We start from the raw sequence: 18,872 nt of genomic DNA, 5'->3' as shown, positions 1-18,872 counted from the left end.
AAATAAGCTGGTTAGGTGAAGATTATTTAATCTCAACTCGGGTTAAGATGTATTCTAACTAATTGGATTATTTATCTAGAGCCGAAGTGATATAACAAAAAAGCCAATCTAAATTAGATTGGCTTTTAAATAAAATTATTAGATATTAAACAGCTGCACTTACTGTATTTAAACCATCCGAAGACATAACTGGCTTGAATATTAGCTTATTTAGCGTGGCGCTCTTTTAGTTTATTAATGACATCGTTTAATTCTAAATCCATTGATTGTAATAAAACCGTTAAGTGGTATAACAAATCAGCAGATTCACAAATAAGTTCGTCTTTATCACCTGAGGTGGCGGCTAGTGCAACTTCAACACCTTCTTCACCTACTTTTTGTGAAATACGTTTTACCCCTTTTGCGTACAGGCTAGCTGTGTAACTAGAGTCTGCATCAGCGCCTTTACGGCTGGCAATCACATTTTGTAAGTCGGCTAAAAAGCTTAAATTAGGTTGAGCGTCACCATCCCAACAAGTTTCTGTGCCTAAATGGCAAGTTGGGCCTGCCGGTTCGGCAAGGGCAATTAAGCTGTCTTTATCACAATCGGTTGATAGTTCTTTTAAACTTAAGGTATTGCCAGATTCTTCACCTTTAGTCCATAAACGGTTTTTGCTGCGGCTATAAAAAGTCACATGACCGGTGGCGAACGTTTTTTCAAGGGCTGCACTGTCAGCATAACCTTGCATTAATATTTTGCCGGAAAATACATCTTGAACAATCAGCGGGAGTAAACCGTTGTCTGCTTTATCCCAAGCAAGTTCGTTAATATTTTGCTTTGTAATTAGCACGGTCTGATCTCCACTTTGTTATCAATTAATACTTTTTTTAGTTCTGCCATTTCAATCACTGACTTATGAAATACACTGGCGGCAAGCGCGCCATCAACGTCTGCTTGCTGATATACATCAATAAAATGCTCAATGCTACCTGCGCCGCCTGAAGCAATTAACGGCACCTTGCAAACTTCACGTGCTTGCTTTAATTGGGTTATATCATAACCTTGACGAACACCATCTTGGTTCATACAGTTTAAAACTATTTCACCGGCACCCATTTCTTGTACTTTTTTAATCCAATCAAAAGTACTCCAATTCGTTTTTTGGGTACGTTTTTCATCACCGGTAAACTGGTAAACTTCGTATTGGCCTGTCTCTTCATTAAAAAATGAATCAATGCCAATTACGACACATTGCTGACCAAATCGACGATTTAACTCAGTGATTAGCGCAGGGTTAGCCAGTGCAGGGGAGTTGATTGATATTTTGTCAGCACCCATTTCTAAAATAGTGCGAGCATCTTCAATGGTTTTAATACCACCAGCAACACAAAAAGGAATATCAATTTTTTCGGCAATGCGAGATACCCAGCTTTTATCAACGACTCGGCTGTCGCTTGATGCGGTAATATCGTAAAAAACCAGTTCATCTGCGCCCATGGCTGAATATTTTTCAGCCAAAGGGACTATATCGCCAATAATTTCGTGGTTGCGGAATTTTACGCCTTTAACTACTTTTCCATCTTTAACATCCAGACAAGGAATTATGCGTCGTGCCAGCATTGAATTGCCTCCTCAATATTAAATTTCCCTTCTAATAATGATCGACCTAAAATAACGCCACTGACGTTGGTTGGTTTTAATGCTGCGATGTCGTTTAGGTTTCCGATACCACCAGACGCTTGCCATTCAATATGAGGAAACTGGCTGACGACTTCTGAATATAAATCAACATTAGAGCCTGCTAATGTACCGTCTTTAGAAATATCAGTGCACAATACGTGACGAACACCGACCTCTGCATAGTCTTTTAACATTGCTTCTAAAGTTACACCTGAGTTTTCTTGCCAGCCGTGGGTGGCAATAAACTTTTGGCCATTTTCATCAATATTAATATCAAGTGCTAATACAATATGTTGAGGGCCATAAGTGTCAATCCAGTTTTTAACTAGCTCAGGTTGTTTTACCGCTAATGAACCAATTACTACCCGTTCAACACCAGCTGCGAGTAATTGCTCGACATCTTGTTTTCGACGAATGCCACCACCAGCTTGAAAGCGCATTAAGCCCGTATCAACCATAGATTTTATTAAATCTAATTGGCGCTTGTCAGTATCTTTTGCGCCAGTTAAATCTACAATGTGAAGCCATTTAGCGCCGCCTTTGGCGTATTTAGTCAGTACGTCAATTGGGTCAAATTGGTATTCAGTTTTTTGGGCATAGTCGCCTTGGTATAAACGAACGACTTTACCATCAATTAAATCAATCGCAGGGATGATCATGCTTTCATCTCCAAAAAGTTTTGAATGACACGAGCACCAGCAGAACCAGAACGCTCAGGGTGGAATTGCACCCCCATAAAGTTGCCATTACAGAGTGAGGCTGAGAATGCTTGTCCATAATCGCATTGCGCTAATGTATAATCAGACGGCGCAACGCATAAGCTATGAACAAAATAAAAATAATCCTGTTTTGTGATACCTTCAAATAATGGGTGATCACTAATATGCGACAGGGTATTCCATCCCATGTGCGGTAATCGCAAATTTTCTGCTTGAATTGGATTAACTTGGCCGGGGATTAAGCCTAAACAATCAACATTACCTTCAGCAGAAAACTCTGTCATTAATTGCATCCCTAAACAAATCCCTAAAACAGGTTGGGTTAAGTTTTTAACAATATCAGGGATGCCTTTTTGATTAATAATTTCCATTGCGGCACCTGCAGCACCAACACCCGGTAAAAATACTTTATCGGCAGCTTGAATAACGTCTGCTTGGTCGCTAATTTCAACTTGGTAGCCTAAACGTTCAATCCCAAATTTAAGCGATGCTAAATTGGCGCAGCTGGTGTCTATAATGACAATTTTACCTGCATTTGATGACGTGGTTAATGACATCATAGAACTCCTTTACTGCTAGGCAATTCTGAGCCTTCAATTCGGATGGCTTGGCGAAGCGCTCGGCCAAATACTTTAAATAAGCTTTCCACTTTGTGATGGTCGTTATCGCCATCAGTCGACAGATGTAAAGTAATTAACATGCTATCAGCTAATGAACGGAAAAAATGTGGCACCATTTCAGTCGCCATTTCACCTACTTTTTCAGTGGTAAAGTTTGCTTCAATTTTAGAAAACGGACGACCTGAAATATCCATAGTACATTGGGCTAAACATTCATCCATTGGCAAGCTAAAACCAAATCGACCTATGCCGCGTTTGTTGCCTAATGCTTGTTTCAACGCTAAGCCGAGCGCAAGGGCCGTATCTTCAACTGAATGGTGATCGTCAATGTGCAAATCGCCATTGACTTGGATATTCATATAAAACCCACCATGCGTTGAAATTTGATCCAGCATATGGTCAAAAAATCCAACACCGGTATGAATGTCCGCTTTGGCTTGTTTATCTAGGTTTACTTCGACTGTGATTTGAGTTTCGCTGGTATTACGTTCAATTTTAGCAGTACGCGCTTGTACTGTTAAAACTTCAACAATGTGCTGCCAGTCAATACCTGGTTGACCAAATTGAAAGCCAGGAAGACCCATATTAGCTGCTAGTTGCATATCGGTTTCTCGATCGCCAATCACATATGAGTTTTCAAAATTCACTTTACCTTGTTGTAAATATTCAGCCACTAAACCCAGTTTAGGTTTACGGCAGCTACAGTTATCGGTTGGAAAATGAGGGCAAATGAGCACATCATCAAAAGTTACGCCTTGAGATGCGAAAATATCCATCATTTTATTATGCGCTAAATCAAAATCAGCTTGTGGAAAGCTGTCTGTGCCCAAACCATCTTGATTGGTGACCATGACTAATTTAAAACCAGCCGCTTTTAGCTTTAGCATGGCTGGAATTACATTTGGCTCAAAAACCAATTTTTCTAAAGAATCTAATTGGTAATCTACGGGCGGCTCTTTTACTAAAGTGCCGTCTCTATCGATAAATAAAATATCTGCTCTTGCCATTGTGGTTAACCTAAAATTATTTGTAAACGTTTATGCGTTAAATGCTTTCATCACAGACAATAAAGCGTCTGTTTCTTCTTTATTGCCAACAGAAATACGTAAACTATTGTCTAGCATCACTTGGCTTGAGTAATCTCTAATTAAAATGCCTTGTTCGATTAAAGTATCAAATAAGGCTTTTTTATGTTCTGTTCTAAACATAATAAAGTTTGATGCACTGGGTAGCACTTCATATATGTAAGGTAGCTCTGTTAAGGCTTGTGCAATTCGAGCCTTTTGTTCGTTGATGCAGCCTAATTGCGATTGCATGCGCGCAATACCGTCAGCCGATAACGCTTGGCAGGCAATTTGTGCCACAGGCCAGCTAATTGGGTAGGGCGGAATTACTTTGCTCATCGCTTCAATAATATGCTGATTTGCTAGGGTAAAACCACAGCGAATCCCAGCGAGTGCAAACGCTTTTGACAATGTCCGCATCACGGCTAAATTGGGGTACTGAGATACCCAACTGGCGACGCTGTTTTCAGGTGAAAACTCTATATAAGCTTCATCAATTGCTACTATGGCTTGTCCTTCAAACATGTCTAAAACCGCTTTAATTTGTTCGTGCGATATGACACTGCCAGTTGGATTGTTAGGGGTGCAGATAAAAACAACTTTCACCCCAGATTTTTGCTGAGCCATGGCATCCAAGTTTAATGAAAAATCAGCATTAAGCGGGACTTTTTTTGTATTGATATTGCTTGTTTCTGCACTGATAGCGTACATGCCATAAGTAGGCGGACAAATCATAATAGATTCATCGTTTTCACAAAATGTACGAATCAGCAATTCGATGGCTTCGTCTGCGCCGCGGCTCGCTATAACTTGATTGGTTTGAACGCCAGCAAATTGAGCATAACTTTTAATTAGCTCAGGTGGCTGAAAATCTGGGTAGCGATTTAAAACTGAGCTATCAAGTTGATAGTCGTTGGCAAATGGCGATTCATTTGCATTAAGCCAAATACGACCACCCGACATGCTGCGACGAGCAGAAGCATAAGGTACTAAACCTTTAATATTTTGGCGCGTTAATTGTTCGGCTAAACTCATGATTGTGTTCCACCTGTAGACTGCTTAGCTAAATGTTGTAAACGAACGGCAACTGCATTTTTATGAGCATCAAGGCTTTCTGCAGCGGCTAAATTCATAATGGCAGGGCCAATTGCTTGAATACCTTGTGCGGTTAATTCTTGCACTGTATAGCGTTTGGTAAAATCGGCCAAACTTAAACTGCTATAGGTGCGGGTATAACCATAAGTTGGTAATACGTGATTGGTACCACTAGCATAATCGCCCGCCGATTCAGGAGAATATTCCCCTAAAAAGATAGAACCGGCATTTTCAAGTTGCGGCAGTAAAGCTCTTGCATTTTGAGTTTGCACAATTAGATGCTCAGGTGCATATTGGTTGCTGACTTTAATTGATTGCTCAATTGACTCGGTAATGATTACCCGGCTATGCGATAGCGCTGCAGTAGCAATTTCTTGTCTGGGTAGCAAAGCAACCTGACGGTTAACTTCGGCTTCACATGCTTTAGCTTGCTTAGCTGAATTGGTCACTAAAATCACTTGAGAATCTCGACCATGTTCAGCTTGAGATAGTAAATCGGCAGCAACAAATTCAGGATTTGCGTTTTCGTCTGCAATCACTAACACTTCTGACGGGCCGGCAGGCATATCAATGCTAGCACCTTGATGATCTTGACTCACTTGTTGTTTGGCTTCGGTCACAAAGCTATTACCCGGACCAAATATTTTCAATACTTTTTGAATGCTTTGCGTGCCGTAGGCTAAAGCTGCAATGGCTTGTGCACCCCCAACCATATAAATTTCGTCTATTTGACAAATTTTGGCTGCGTAGCGTATTTCAGCTTTAATTTTACCGTCTTTACCCGGCGGGGTGGCTAATACTAATCGTTTACAGCCTGCGATACGAGCAGGGGTGGCTAACATTAGCACGGTTGAAGGCAAAGGCGCTGTTCCACCTGGAATATATAAACCAACCGATTCAATCGGTTGCGTGTGAAGTTCACACACTACACCAGGGCTGGTTTCAACTTTAATCACGGGCGCAACTTGTGCTTGGTGAAATTTATCAATTTGATCTTTTGCCAGTTTGATTGCCTGTTTTATCTCGTCGCCGAGTTCATCTTCCGATGCATCAATTTCGGCTTGACTGACTTGTAAATGAGGTAGCTCTAACTGGTCAAATTTCGCCGTTAGTTCACGCAGTGCATCATCCCCTGTACTTTTAACTTGGGCAATAATGTCGCTCACTAAAGCGCTTAATTTAGCGCTGTCACCCAAAGCAGGGCGGGCTAAAATTGCATTTTGTTGACTGTTATCCAGTGCGTTCCAAACAAGCGTTTGCATGATTTACCTCTAAATCTTAAAGCCGACCATTAATAACGTCGGTGTATATGTCTTGCAACTGATTTAATGAGCTTTCTACAAATTGAAAAGCATCGTCTCGTTTATAGCTGTCTGAAGGTGTCCAATAGCGCGTTTTTAAGCTATAAGGCCTTAACCCTCTAATGGCATCTTGTTGGCTACAAAAAATATCAGTAATTTCGGGTTTGTTTATCCAGTTGTCGGCCAAGTTTTCTTGCAGGGCGTGATACCAAAATGCAAATTGCACGAGGCGTTGCTCTTCAAAGTAACCAACCGGACCTAACATGTCTAATAGTTGAATTAAGCCTTCATCGCTTTTCTTATTATATTTATAATAATCAACTACATATAAACTTTCGGATAAAAATAATGGTGCGCCCAATAAAACTAAATTTTTGCGTCTAAGGGTTGAGCCAGTTTGAACAATTTCTAAACCTACATCGCCGGTTTGGCTATCGTTCACCGCATCTTCAACATCGTGCACAGGTTCAATATTGAGTTTTGGATAGGTTTTATGGACTTTTTCTGCGTAACGACCTTTTACAAAAACTTTATTTTTATGATGTTCTAAATGTTGCAAATAGTCTTTTGGATAGCTGCTGTTTACCCCATCTGGCTTTTGTTTGGCAATTAAGAAAAAACCAACCATATCCTGTACCGGGCGACCTATTACATCGTTAAATCGCGTTAGCATCGCTGAGCCAGCAACACGCACTTTATGTTCTTTTTTTAAATTATAATTATACATGCCCCATTTAGTGGCTGAGGCGTTTAACGAATTATGAGTAACGGCTAGTAGTTCATCTAAACCTGCTACGGCAATATCGGCTTCACCTAAACCAACCAATGACGAGCAATTATGTGGTTCATCACCTTCAACTCGAACATTTAGCCCTTGGATATTAACATCAGCACCTAAAAAACCGACTCGGTAAGGTCGTTCTTCACGTTTTCTGTCAATAAATAATCCAAGATGATTTGCAACTGGGCTGGTTTTTAATTCTGATAAGTACTGGCTTGCCACTGCATAATCTTGATCTTTTCGTTTTTTGCCTGCTTTTACGGCTTTGATTAGCTCAGACGGTTCAACTAAGCCTGTGGCTTTAGTACTAAGCGTATCAATAAAATTTTCAAATGTTCGGCCACTTCTTGGAATGGCCATAACAGCGTCGTATATTGACATCTGTTGCTACCTTTTTTATTCAACTGTTTGTGTAAATTAGCAAGCCGCTTTTTTGATAATGGCGTTAACTTAAATTATCAGCACATCGAACAATAAAGCGTTTAGGCTGCAATTATACCTATCAAGTATGAAAATGCAGCTTTATTGACTTGGTTTTGCATGATTCGCTGTATTTTCTTGTTTTATCGAGCGTTTTTTAACCAGAGTAGGGCTGTGTTATTTATTGGCCCATAAAAAAACCCTCGAAAGTTTCCTTCCAAGGGTTTATGTATTTTTACGCTCTGGAAGGCTTAAACGAGTTAACCTTCCATATAATCTGAAGGTTATATAGAAACTAAATGATGATGGTGTGTCGGTAATGCCTTCAGTATATTCATATAATTTAAATGCTTTGATTAAAAAATTGAGAGAACAGCTCATAAACTACCTTAATTAGCGGCTAAAATCAATTTTTTTGCTGGCTTTTCTTAACGGCATCAACTCGAGCATCAAACATGGCTTGTTTGATTTGAGCGCCTTTTATACCAGATTCAACAAAGGGTTGAGCTGTAATATTTTTGCAAATGGCATAATAATTTTCTATAGCCGATTTTTGCGGGTAGGGTTTATCGTTAAAGTTAAGTCTGCCCTGAAAATCCGCTTGGCAGCAGATTAAAAACGCTTTGAATCGCTCGGGTTTACGCCAAGCATCTATTTTATCCAGTAGTGTGACAATCTCGTCAGCTGATAATCCATCGAGTTTATGAATTTTGTTGTGAAAAGCACTCACAATCTTGGCTAAATCTTTACAGTTATTTGGTACTTTTAATCGTTTACAAACCGCCTCAATGATAGCGATACCTGCGTCACCATGGCCCGGATGCGACGGCCACTTGGCTTGTGGGGTTGCTGCTTTGCCAAAGTCGTGACTAAGCGCTGCAAATCGAATCGCTAAATCATCGCTGAGCCTTGATGCCGTTTTAAGCGCCATCATAGTATGTACGCCTGAGTCTATTTCAGGATGCCATTTTTTAGGGTTTGGTATCCCCCACAATTGGTCGAGTTCAGGTAAAAAACAATTTAGCGCGCCAACTTGTCGTAAAACTTCAAAATAGATTTGTGGGTTTTGGGTTGAGAGCGCTTTTTCAGTCTCTAGCCATATGCGTTCTGGCGTTAGATAATCTAGCTGTTGGCTTTGCGCGATTTGTTGCATTAAATCAAGTGTTTCATCGGCAATGGTGAAGCCTAAATGATAAAACCTAGCGGCAAATCTGGCGACCCTTAATACTCTAAGTGGATCTTCTACAAACGCGGGGGAAACATGGCGTAAAATGCGCTTTTCAAGATCGGCTTTGCCATGGTAAGGATCAACATAATGGCCACTTTGATCTTGGGCAATGGCATTAATGGTTAAGTCTCGGCGTTGTAAATCTTCTTCTAAACTGACGGTTTCATCTGCTTGACAAATAAAACCTAAATAACCATCACCTTGCTTTTTTTCAGTTCGGGCGAGCGCATATTCTTGTTTTGTTTTTGGGTGCAAAAATACAGGGAAATCTTGTCCCACTTGCTGGTACCCCATCTCTAACATGGCTTTAGTATGGCTGCCTACAACCACCCAATCTTGGTCTTTTACCGGTAAATTTAATAGCTGATCTCGTACCGCGCCACCAACTAAATAAATCTTCATATTAACGCCTCTTATGATTGCCTCTTGGAATTTGTCTCGTTCCGGCCTACTATTGTGCCACTTTGTTTTCAGCAAGCCTAATCATTATATTATGTATCAAAGCTTTTTTGGTTTAAAAGACATTCCATTTTCTATCGCGCCCAACCCAGATTATTTATATATGAGCGAGCGTCATAAAGAAGCGCTCGCCCATTTAAGCTTTGGTTTACATGAAACGGGCGGCTTTGTGTTATTAACTGGAGAAGTGGGTACCGGTAAAACGACAGTGTCGCGTTGTTTATTGGCTCAAATTCCTGAGCAAACCCAAGTGGCTTTTATTTTAAACCCTACTTTGACTGAACATGAATTACTGGCAACTATATGCGATGAATTTAAAATACCCTACAATAAAACTCAAAGTAGTATTAAAGATTTAACAGACGCGATTAAAGCGTATTTGCTGGATAACCATCAATCGGGTAAAAGCGCTCTATTGATTATCGACGAAGCGCAACATTTAAAAGCTCAAGTTTTGGAGCAGCTTAGGCTGCTAACGAACCTAGAAACAAATACTAAAAAATTGCTACAAGTTATTTTAATTGGTCAACCTGAATTGCAAGCTTTATTAAAGCGCCAAGAACTAAGACAGCTTGCTCAGCGCATTACAGCTAGATATCATTTGTTGCCACTTAACCAGTCTCAGGTATCGTCCTATATAAATCACAGATTACAAGTGGCAGGTTGTCAGCAAGCTTTATTTACAAAAACGGCGGTAAAACGCATTCACCAAATTAGTCAAGGCATCCCTAGGGTCATTAATTTACTTTGTGATCGGGCTTTGATGGGCGCTTATGTTAAGCAACAAGACAGGGTAGATGTTAAAGTGGTTGAGCAGGCCGCTACGGAAGCATTAGACTACGAATTTAAAAAAGTGGGTTTAACCGAGTATAAAAAACCTGGCTTGATATTGGCCGGTATTTTTGTCATGGCCACCTTAGGTGCTGCTTATTTATTTCTTTTTGCAGACCATAGCTCACCTGTTGCTATACCAAAAAAGGATGGGCAAGAAGTTCAAATAACGTTACCCGAAAATGCAAAGCCTAAGCAAATTAATTTGCCAGCACAGTCAGTGCTGACATCTTTAACCGCGGAAAACGAACATTTAGTTCAAGCTTTTTCCCGTTTAGCCCAGCTTTGGCATTTGCCTGAAAATCAAGCTTGGCAATCGCCTTGTGTTGATGTTGTTGATTATGATTTAGCTTGTTATCAATTTAGCGGCAGTTTCAATCAGCTTACAAATTTAAATACGCCCGCGTTATTAGAATTTTATCAAAGCGATGGGCAAGTTTTTTATGGCGTTTTAACTGTATTAAATGACCAATTTATCGTACGTTTTTCAAATGAGACACTGACACTAGAGCTTGATTGGCTGGAACAAGCTTGGCGAGGCAAAGCACTCTTGTTATGGCATCCGCCTGCAAATTTATCACTTGAGCAAACCGTTCTTAAAATTGATTCAAATAGTAAACTGACACAATTGCAGTGGCTTGATAATCAGCTGTCTGTACTATTGGCTAAACCTCGTAAAAAAGTTGAACGTTTTGACACCCAACTTCAAGCTAAACTTAATCAATTTCAAAATAAGCATAAATTAGCATTAACCCCATTTGCTGATACTCAAACGTTGATCTTAATACAGCAATTAACGTCAGCCACGGCGCCAAAATTACATGAGGGTAAATAATGTCATTTTTAATGGATGCGTTGAATAAACAAAAACAAAATGAAGCGGGTGATGCGAATCGACCCGTATTTGCAGAAGACTCGACACAAGAGCGTTTGCATAAAAGCATCAAATCGGGTGCGCTAATGGTATTGGGCTTAATTGCCACCTTTATTGCCGGTTTTTATCTTGCTTCATTTTTAAATCAATCAAGCCAACAGCCAGCAGAAAACTTAGCGAATAAGCAAAACCAACCAAGCAAACCGTTAATCACTCAATTAGCTGATGATAACGCCAAGCAAACTGAAATTGAACAAGTGCCGTTAGAGCATGCTGAAAAACAAACTGAAAGTCAGACTAAAGCTTTTATGACTTTGTCTGAACTCACTATGCCAGTTATAAAAAAAGAGCAGGCTAAAACAAATCATCAGCCTAAAGTTCAAAGTGCTGAACTTGACAAGCTTGCATCCAATCAAGCCAACAAGAGTTCTCAAGAAAAGGATATTAACGGCACGGGTGATCCTAAAAACAATGCACAGACTGAAAACTCGGTCGCGTTAGAGCAATCTCAAACAGATTTTAAACAGCTTAATTCAATTGATGATGAAAACGAAATTTCGGCAGATTTGTTGGCTAAATTTAATGCCGCAGTTGAGCAAACCATGGCGCTAAGTGATAGTGAAATATCTCAACAATCACCATCTCCATCTCAGATCGTGAAATTAACTGAATTAGATGAGTCATTTCAAAGTCAAATTCCAAGTCTTAACTTTCAAACGCATATCTTTTCAAGTGAAGCTAATAAAGCTTGGGTTAAAGTGAATGGGAATATTGTTAAAGAAGGGGATAATATAGCTCAAGGTTTACGCCTGAGGAAAATAACCCCTCAAGATGTGATTTTAGAATATAAGCAAAAAACATTTTCGTTACCTGCATTGTCAACTTGGTAAGTTAGCTTAAAAAATAACAGCTTGCAGGTGTTAGTGGTATATAAATGATACCTAAAAGCAGTGAGTAGCGAGGTAGCAACTCACTGCTTGAAGATACATGACACTAGCGTTGTTTAATGAGCTCTTTTCTGACTTTTTCTAATGCCGCTTGCACTTTCAACTGATTTTCTGGTCCCATTCTAATTAATAATTTTTGAATCGGTTTTAAGGCCTCTAAATCCTCATCTGCAAATTTATACATGGCCGAAGGGGCAACCAGGCGAATTTCTTTATCGACTAAAGGCGTTGCCAAAGCCACATCAATAGCATCAATTAAACTTTCCTCAAAATCTCTGTCTTGATAGCCGATTTCGGTATAAGCCTGAGAAATGAGAGGTTCAAATTTTTTAAAATAATCAATTAAAGTTTGAGCATTTAATAACGTGAGCATATTCACGTAAGAGTCGTAACGTTTATATGATTCTGGATCGAGTATGTATTCATTATCATCAACTGGGATAACTTTAAAATCGGATTCAGGTAGTTTAACTGGGCTGTGTTGCTGAGTTAACGTACCTTGGCCTGCATTATCAACAAAAACCACAAACTTTCGAATAAGATCTTGTTTATCAAACAAAGATTCAATTTGTGGTTTTTGATAAGCTTGTTGCAAATCTTCTTTAACTAAATTATCACTTTCGTTTAATGATGGTAGCGGTGGTGGCGCAGGCTTTTGTGGCTCGGCCACCGGATTTGACTCTGGTTTTGTTGATGAGTCGGTTTGAGATTCTAGTGTTGGCCGTTCAGATTCAGGATTTGGTGCGTCTGGCGTCTCTACTTTGGGCACGGGGACAGGCGCAACCGTAACTGGTTGAACGGGCATTTCAGGTTTTATTGCATCTTCATCGTCGGATGCAACCCAATAAATAGCGCCAAGTCCGACAATGACAGCGGCAGCAACCGCCGTGTAAATACCTGTTTTGCTGGTGCTTTGTTCTGACATAAAAGGCCTTTTGGTTATTAGACTGTTCAATTAGGATAGTTGATTTTGCTAAAAAATACTAAGTTTATAGCTGCATTTTGCGTACTGGTTGACCACTAGCTATAAAATTAATTTTGTGATCTCTAATATAAACTTGGGGCTTGTTGGAAGCATATTCAAGTTTAAGTCGTCAGGTATACTGACTTAAAGGTACAAAGGCGCCATTCGACGCCAATAATAACCTCGGTGAGCTCGTTCTTTCCACACATACAATTTATGCGCAATTTGTTTGTGAGTTAAAATATCGCATAAATGACGGTTGTTTGGATAGAAAGGATCCTGTTCACCAATAACAAGTGTAATTTCCATTTGCCTTAAATGCGTTAAGTAATATGCGTTTTGTAAATTGGGTAAAAAATGAGTCGGGGTATTAAAATAGACAGCTTCGTTGTAAAAACCGTCAAATAAATCTTTAAAATATTCTACATTCAATGTTAAATCGAAGCGTCCACTAAATACCACTAAACGTTTAAAGTGTTGTGGGTGTCTAAACGCTATATTTGCAGCGTGAAATGCGCCTAAACTGCAGCCATGTGCGACTAAAATAGGGTGGGGATTTTTTCGATGAATAAATGGAATGGCTTCGTTTAAAATATAGTTTTCGTATTGCAAATATCGCTGAATGCGACCACTCGGATGAGCCCAAAAGCAATAAAAGGATTCACTATCAACGCCGTCGACGCAGAATAATTGCAACTGACCTTGCTCTATTTTAGTGGCAAGATGCTGGGGAATTCGTAAATCTTCATATTCATAAAAACGTCCGCCTCGAGTTGGAAACACTAACACTTTTTGACCTGAGTGGCCCAGTATTATCATTTCCATATTTCGCTCAAGTTCTGAGCTCCATTGCTTGTGGTATTCACGCTTCATCCCAACATCCATCTAATGTTTAGTGGTTCTATAAACGACTAAAGTATTGTTCCAATTGATTTAAGAGTGTTTTTTCTTGTACTTGTTGTGCACTATATTCTGTATGGCCTGCGTCTAAAATAAACAAACTTTTATTATTATCAGGAAGCGCATTGTAAATTGAAAATTGGCTAGGCGGCGCGACAACAGGATCGTATAACGCGGCCGCAATATGTACTGGCATTTGAATGTATTTGGCTGCTATGGCGGCATCGTAATAGGCTAAAGTATCTAAAACGTTGGGGTGTTTAAGCGCATACTCTTGTACCGCATTTGCACTACCTGTGGTTTTTAGTTTCATTCTGAGCCAATGGTGGCCAAAACTAGGTACATTAAAGTGCGCTTTTTGAATTCGGTTTTCCCATGCCAGCGCTAACGCGCCTATGCCGCCTGAAAAGCTAATTCCTAAGTAGCCTAAATGTCCACTTAACTGCGGAAATAATCTAAGTAAACAACTAGTTGCGATCCAAGTATCTTCAACGCAGCCAGCTAAAATATAGTCTTTTGGTTTGTCAATATCGTGGAGCACGTGAAACGCTGGGTTAGATGAAAAAGGGGCGCTTTTACTACGTGATATACCGCGGCAGCACAAAAATAGACAAGCCGCGTTTTTAAACGGTAGGTGAGTATCTGGTGCATCACGCCCGCCATAACCATGACCGACAATAAAACCACGCTCTACTTGGCCTGAATCAGGTAACGTTAACCAGCCACCGATTGTTAAATTATCTGTTGTTTGATATTCAATATCGAAAATTCGATGCCTGTTTATGGTCTTGCCTGTGTCTTTAAGGCTAGGTTGGGGCTGAATGCTTAAAGCTGATTGGTACTTTTTTTTCCAAAATGAAACGAAATTTTCAGGCTCGCTCGGGGCGCTAATATTAAGTAATTGCGTTAAGCTAAAACCATAACTGGGATCAAAATTAAACGCTGAATCATTAATAGTGTTGAACATAGCAATTATAAATATATTATTTGAACCCTATAGCTTTACTATACTGTGTTGTAAGACTATTTTGCAAAAGCTAATTTGAATAAATTGATTAATATGATGGGCTGTTGACGATTAGGACGAACCCAAACGGCTGCAAAATTGTTCCCAAAAGTTCAACAGCCACTAGCTTGAACAAATTCTAGTTGTAGGTAAGACTAAAATCAGATAAATTCTTTTCATTGATGTTAAATAAAATAAAACTATGACGATATCTGTTTTAATCTGTGATGATTCAAGGTTTGCACGAAAACAAATGGCTCGGGCTTTGCCCGATAACTGGGATATAGAGCTAAGTTATGCCTGCAATGGTGAAGAAGCTTTATTAGCGATTAAAGAAGGCAAGGGTGAAGTTGTATTTTTAGATTTAACTATGCCTGTTATGGATGGCATTCAAACCTTAACGTATATTCATGAACATGATTTAAACTCAATGGTTATTGTGGTTTCGGGTGATATTCAGCCAGATGCACAAGCTCAAGTAATGAGTTTAGGTGCGCTTGATTTTATTCAAAAACCCATTAGCAAAGAAAAATCAACTGAAGTTTTAAAACGCTTTGGGTTGCTATAATCGCTAGGAGTGAAGGTTTGTCTGTGAAAGAACTGCATGTTTCCATTTCAGAAGATCAACGAGACTGTTACCAAGAAATTGCAAATGTCGCAATGGGACAAGCGGCAGCTCTCCTTGCTAAATTACTCGATGTGAAAATTATTTTACCCATCCCAGTTGTAAATTTAATTGAAGTCAATGAGTTGAAGATGGCATTAAGCGGTATTGAAAACTCAGATTCTGTGTCTGGCGTTTGCCAAGGGTTTATTGGTAATCGTATTTCAGGCGAGGCATTATTGATATTTAATGATACGAGTTTATCGGATATATCAGAACTACTTAATTACCCAAATGATTTAGATACCCCATTAGAGCTGGAGCTGTTAATGGATGTTGCTAATATTTTGATAGGCGCATGTCTTAGGGGTATTGGCAGCCAGCTAGATGTGAACTTTAGTCAAGGGCATCCAGTTGTTTTAGGACAACATGTTAATTTAACTGATCTTATCTCGACTAATAATTATCGCTGGCGAAAAACCTTAGCTGTTGAAATTAATTACAAAATCGAAGGTTACAATATCAATTGTGATTTGCTTATTCTATTTGCTGAAGACGCAATTGATGTCTTAAACAATAAAGTTAATTATTTACTGGAAGATTAATGTCAAACCAATCCATCGCAGGCAATGAGTTTCAAGAATTTCATTCATTTATGGGCATGCTTCAAAATTTGGATGTGGGCTTGGTTGTATTGGATAGAGCTTATAATATTCAACTGTGGAATAACTTTATGGAAAGCCACAGTGGTATTAACCCTTATGAAGTCAGAAATAAAAACCTATTTGAGGTGTTTGCAGAAATAAACCAAGACTGGTTTAAGCACAAAGCTGAATGCGTATTTCAGTTAAATACTCGGGCTTTTACGACTTGGGAGCAGCGACCCTTTTTATTCAAGTTTAAAAATTATCGCCCCATTACTGGTTCGGCGGAGTTTATGTATCAAAATATCACCATTATTCCGCTAGATTCAGCGACAGGCATTGTCGAAAAAATCGGAATCATTGTATACGATGTGACAGATGTGGCTGTTAATAAACTGGAATTAAAAGCAATTAATGCGGAATTCAAAAAGTTATCCAGAACAGACAGGTTAACCGGATTGTATAATCGTGGTTATTGGGAAGAGTGCTTAATTCACGAATTTAAACGAGATAAGCGAACTAAATCAACCAGTAGCTTAGTGATGTTAGATATTGATCATTTTAAGGTGGTCAATGATCGACATGGTCACCCGGCTGGTGATGTGGTGATTAAATTTGTTGCCGATGCGATTACCATGAATATGCGAGAAACTGACATTGCAGGTCGTTATGGTGGTGAAGAATACGCTATTATTTTAATAGATACGCCAGCGCACGCTGCCAATATATTTGTTGAACGATTGAGAGAGTACATTCAAGGCAGCGTTATAAAATATCAAGGCATTGAAATAAATTTAACGATTAGTATTGGTATTGCTGAATTGACACCTGAAATGTCGAGTTACAAAGAGTGGATTGATTGCTCTGACCATGCTTTGTATTACGCTAAAGAACATGGCAGAAATCAGGTTAAAGTTTACCAAAAAGGTGATTAGTAGGCATCAAGCTTATTTTAACTTAGAGGGTACATAAGCAATTTAATTACTTTAATATCATTCAAATATATATGGTTTCTATAAAACTTAAATCGTAAGCATCTTAAGCTTAATCTCTTACATGTAATAAAAATAAAAGGCTTTTAACGTGCAAGCAATCAATGACTTTTTACTTTTTTTAGATGGGTACTTAGGTAGCGCGTTTTATTTTCCATTTGTATTACTTGCGGTTGGTTTCTTTTTTACCCTTTATTTAGGGTTTCCTCAAATTCGCTTTTTTAGATCAGGCTGGCGTATTTTATTTGGTCAATCTGATAAAAAACATCTTGGCGAAACGTCTCATTTTCAAGCGCTAGCCACGGCTTTATCAGGTACGGTTGGCACCGGCAATATTGGCGGAGTTGGTTTAGCTATCTATTTAGGCGGCCCGGCTGCGTTATTCTGGATGTGGGTGACTGCATTTTTGGGTATGACAACAAAATATGTTGAAGTAACCTTATCGCACAAATATCGAATAAAATCTAAAGATGGGAGCTCTGCCGGTGGACCCATGTATTTTATGGATCGTAAACTTAACGCAAAATGGTTAGGAATTATTTTTGCCTTAGCCACTGTTGTTAGCTCGTTTGGCACTGGTTCAATGCCACAAATTAATAATATTGCGATGGGTATGGAATCTAGTTTTTCAATCGAGCCCATTGTCACTGGTGCCGTATTATCTTGTATTTTAGCCTTTGTTATTATTGGCGGGATCACCCGCATTGCAAAAATCACCTCAAAAATAGTGCCTTTTATGGCTGTTATCTATTTTATCGGTGGTGCGGCGGTTATTTTATATAACATAGATAATTTACTACCCGCTTTTAAGTCTGTTATTAGTGATGCGTTTAGCGGTAGTGCCGCCACTGGTGGTTTTTTGGGGGCTAGCTTTGCTTATGCGTTTAATCGAGGTGTGAATAGAGGTTTATTTTCAAATGAAGCAGGGCAGGGCTCTGCACCAATAGCGCATGCAAGTGCAAAAACAGATGAACCTGTTAAAGAAGGCATTGTCGCAATTCTTGAACCTTTTATTGATACTATTTTGTTGTGTACATTAACGGGATTAGTCATTTTATCGTCAGGTGTATGGACACAAAAATATATAAACGAATTTGATCGTGCGGATATGTTTTTTGTGCAGGGGCAATACCAACAAAACGTTGCGAAAGACAAGCAAATGTTAGGTCAATGGCTTAATCAGGCAGATAACCATCAAGTAAAGCTCTACACAGGTACTATTTTAGTCAAAAATGGGGTGATGGATAATAATGAACTAACGCTAATTAATGCGCGATCAATTGCAGAAGATGTTCATTTTGAATATATTGGTGGACATCTATATAACGGTGACATTGAAATTAAAGATGGTAAATTATTAACGCCAGATACGAGAGTAAAAGGAAAATCGTTACTGCATTCAACCACTTTAACGGCTAAGGCTTTCAGCCAGAGTTGGTTTGGCCAGTATGGCGAATACTTAGTGAGTATTTGTATTTTATTATTTGCGTTTTCAACCGCAATATCTTGGAGTTATTATGGCGACAGGGCTATCGTATATTTATTTGGCAATCAGGCCGTTATTTATTTTAGAATAGTTTACATTGCGGGCTTTTTTATTGCAGCTATTGTCGATACAACTATTATTTGGAACTTGGCAATGGTCAGCGTAGTCTTAATGGCATTGCCAAATTTATTTGCACTAGTATTATTACGCAAAGATATCAAAGCAACTCAACAAACCTATTTGGCTAAAGTAGGCCAAGAAAAAACCTAAAGAGCAG

16 protein-coding genes and 1 pseudogene are annotated in these 18,872 nt (G+C 39.1%); 5 read left to right on the top strand and 12 right to left on the bottom strand.

Features of this window, described 5'->3' with window-relative positions:
• Positions 1-206: 206 nt before the first annotated feature.
• The 9 genes from hisIE to OLW01_RS08000 form a co-directional block, all read right to left on the bottom strand.
• Positions 207-830: a bifunctional phosphoribosyl-AMP cyclohydrolase/phosphoribosyl-ATP diphosphatase HisIE gene (gene hisIE / locus OLW01_RS08040; RefSeq protein ID WP_268073331.1), complete on the bottom strand. Its 624-nt coding sequence runs from the start codon at positions 828-830 to the stop codon at positions 207-209.
• Complete coding sequence (hisF, locus tag OLW01_RS08035) at positions 824-1,600, bottom strand: imidazole glycerol phosphate synthase subunit HisF (protein WP_268073330.1); 777 nt, start codon at positions 1,598-1,600, stop codon at positions 824-826. The genes hisIE and hisF overlap by 7 nt, the downstream gene beginning before the upstream one ends.
• Positions 1,582-2,319: a 1-(5-phosphoribosyl)-5-[(5-phosphoribosylamino)methylideneamino]imidazole-4-carboxamide isomerase gene (gene hisA / locus OLW01_RS08030; protein WP_268073329.1), complete on the bottom strand. Its 738-nt coding sequence runs from the start codon at positions 2,317-2,319 to the stop codon at positions 1,582-1,584. The genes hisF and hisA overlap by 19 nt, the downstream gene beginning before the upstream one ends.
• Positions 2,316-2,936 carry an imidazole glycerol phosphate synthase subunit HisH gene (gene hisH, locus OLW01_RS08025; RefSeq protein WP_268076188.1) on the bottom strand — a complete coding sequence of 207 codons (621 nt, stop codon included), beginning with the start codon at positions 2,934-2,936 and terminating at the stop codon, positions 2,316-2,318. The genes hisA and hisH overlap by 4 nt, the downstream gene beginning before the upstream one ends.
• Positions 2,936-4,006 (bottom strand): bifunctional histidinol-phosphatase/imidazoleglycerol-phosphate dehydratase HisB, encoded by a 1,071-nt coding sequence (gene hisB, locus OLW01_RS08020; RefSeq protein WP_268073328.1) that lies wholly within the window; start codon positions 4,004-4,006, stop codon positions 2,936-2,938. Before hisB ends, hisH begins: the two co-directional genes overlap by 1 nt.
• A 30-nt stretch (positions 4,007-4,036) precedes the next feature.
• On the bottom strand, positions 4,037-5,101 hold the full coding sequence (gene hisC, locus OLW01_RS08015) for a histidinol-phosphate transaminase (RefSeq protein ID WP_428980185.1): 1,065 nt from the start codon (positions 5,099-5,101) through the stop codon (positions 4,037-4,039).
• Positions 5,095-6,420 (bottom strand): histidinol dehydrogenase, encoded by a 1,326-nt coding sequence (gene hisD, locus OLW01_RS08010; protein ID WP_268073326.1) that lies wholly within the window; start codon positions 6,418-6,420, stop codon positions 5,095-5,097. The genes hisC and hisD overlap by 7 nt, the downstream gene beginning before the upstream one ends.
• A gap of 16 nt (positions 6,421-6,436) precedes the next feature.
• Positions 6,437-7,621, bottom strand: a complete 1,185-nt coding sequence (locus OLW01_RS08005) for a hypothetical protein (RefSeq protein ID WP_268073325.1) — start codon at positions 7,619-7,621, stop codon at positions 6,437-6,439.
• Between the two features lie 445 nt (positions 7,622-8,066).
• Positions 8,067-9,290 (bottom strand): multifunctional CCA addition/repair protein, encoded by a 1,224-nt coding sequence (locus tag OLW01_RS08000; protein ID WP_268073324.1) that lies wholly within the window; start codon positions 9,288-9,290, stop codon positions 8,067-8,069.
• A gap of 91 nt (positions 9,291-9,381) precedes the next feature.
• On the opposite strand from OLW01_RS08000, the gene OLW01_RS07995 reads away from it, so the two are divergent.
• A complete protein-coding gene (locus tag OLW01_RS07995) occupies positions 9,382-11,013 on the top strand; it encodes an ExeA family protein (RefSeq protein ID WP_268073323.1) in 1,632 nt (543 codons plus the stop codon).
• Complete coding sequence (locus OLW01_RS07990) at positions 11,013-11,942, top strand: general secretion pathway protein GspB (protein WP_268073322.1); 930 nt, start codon at positions 11,013-11,015, stop codon at positions 11,940-11,942. Before OLW01_RS07995 ends, OLW01_RS07990 begins: the two co-directional genes overlap by 1 nt.
• Before the next feature lie 103 nt (positions 11,943-12,045).
• Here the strand turns inward: OLW01_RS07990 and OLW01_RS07985 are convergent, their stop codons facing one another.
• The 3 genes from OLW01_RS07985 to OLW01_RS07975 form a co-directional block, all read right to left on the bottom strand.
• A complete protein-coding gene (locus OLW01_RS07985) occupies positions 12,046-12,924 on the bottom strand; it encodes a DUF3014 domain-containing protein (protein ID WP_268073321.1) in 879 nt (292 codons plus the stop codon).
• Positions 12,925-13,107: 183 nt separating this feature from the next.
• The gene (locus tag OLW01_RS07980; RefSeq protein ID WP_268073320.1) at positions 13,108-13,836 is read right to left on the bottom strand and encodes an esterase family protein; all 729 of its coding nucleotides are present in this window, start codon (positions 13,834-13,836) and stop codon (positions 13,108-13,110) included.
• A 28-nt stretch (positions 13,837-13,864) separates the two neighbouring features.
• A complete protein-coding gene (locus tag OLW01_RS07975; RefSeq protein WP_268073319.1) occupies positions 13,865-14,830 on the bottom strand; it encodes an acetylxylan esterase in 966 nt (321 codons plus the stop codon).
• A gap of 241 nt (positions 14,831-15,071) precedes the next feature.
• Here OLW01_RS07975 and OLW01_RS07970 point away from each other — a divergent pair.
• From OLW01_RS07970 to OLW01_RS07960, 3 genes and pseudogenes are all read left to right on the top strand, one after another.
• A pseudogene (locus tag OLW01_RS07970) lies at positions 15,072-16,078 on the top strand (response regulator).
• A complete protein-coding gene (locus tag OLW01_RS07965; protein WP_268073318.1) occupies positions 16,078-17,052 on the top strand; it encodes a sensor domain-containing diguanylate cyclase in 975 nt (324 codons plus the stop codon). Before OLW01_RS07970 ends, OLW01_RS07965 begins: the two are co-directional and overlap by 1 nt.
• 148 nt (positions 17,053-17,200) lie before the next feature.
• Positions 17,201-18,865, top strand: coding sequence for an alanine/glycine:cation symporter family protein (locus tag OLW01_RS07960; RefSeq protein ID WP_268073316.1), 1,665 nt, complete (start codon positions 17,201-17,203; stop codon positions 18,863-18,865).
• The last annotated feature ends 7 nt before the right edge of the window (positions 18,866-18,872 follow it).

This window comes from Catenovulum adriaticum, from assembly GCF_026725475.1.
In the GTDB taxonomy this organism is placed as follows: Bacteria; Pseudomonadota; Gammaproteobacteria; order Enterobacterales; family Alteromonadaceae; genus Catenovulum; species Catenovulum adriaticum.
The sequence above is the reverse complement of the archived record's forward strand: the minus strand, read 5'-3'. Positions and strand labels throughout refer to the sequence as shown.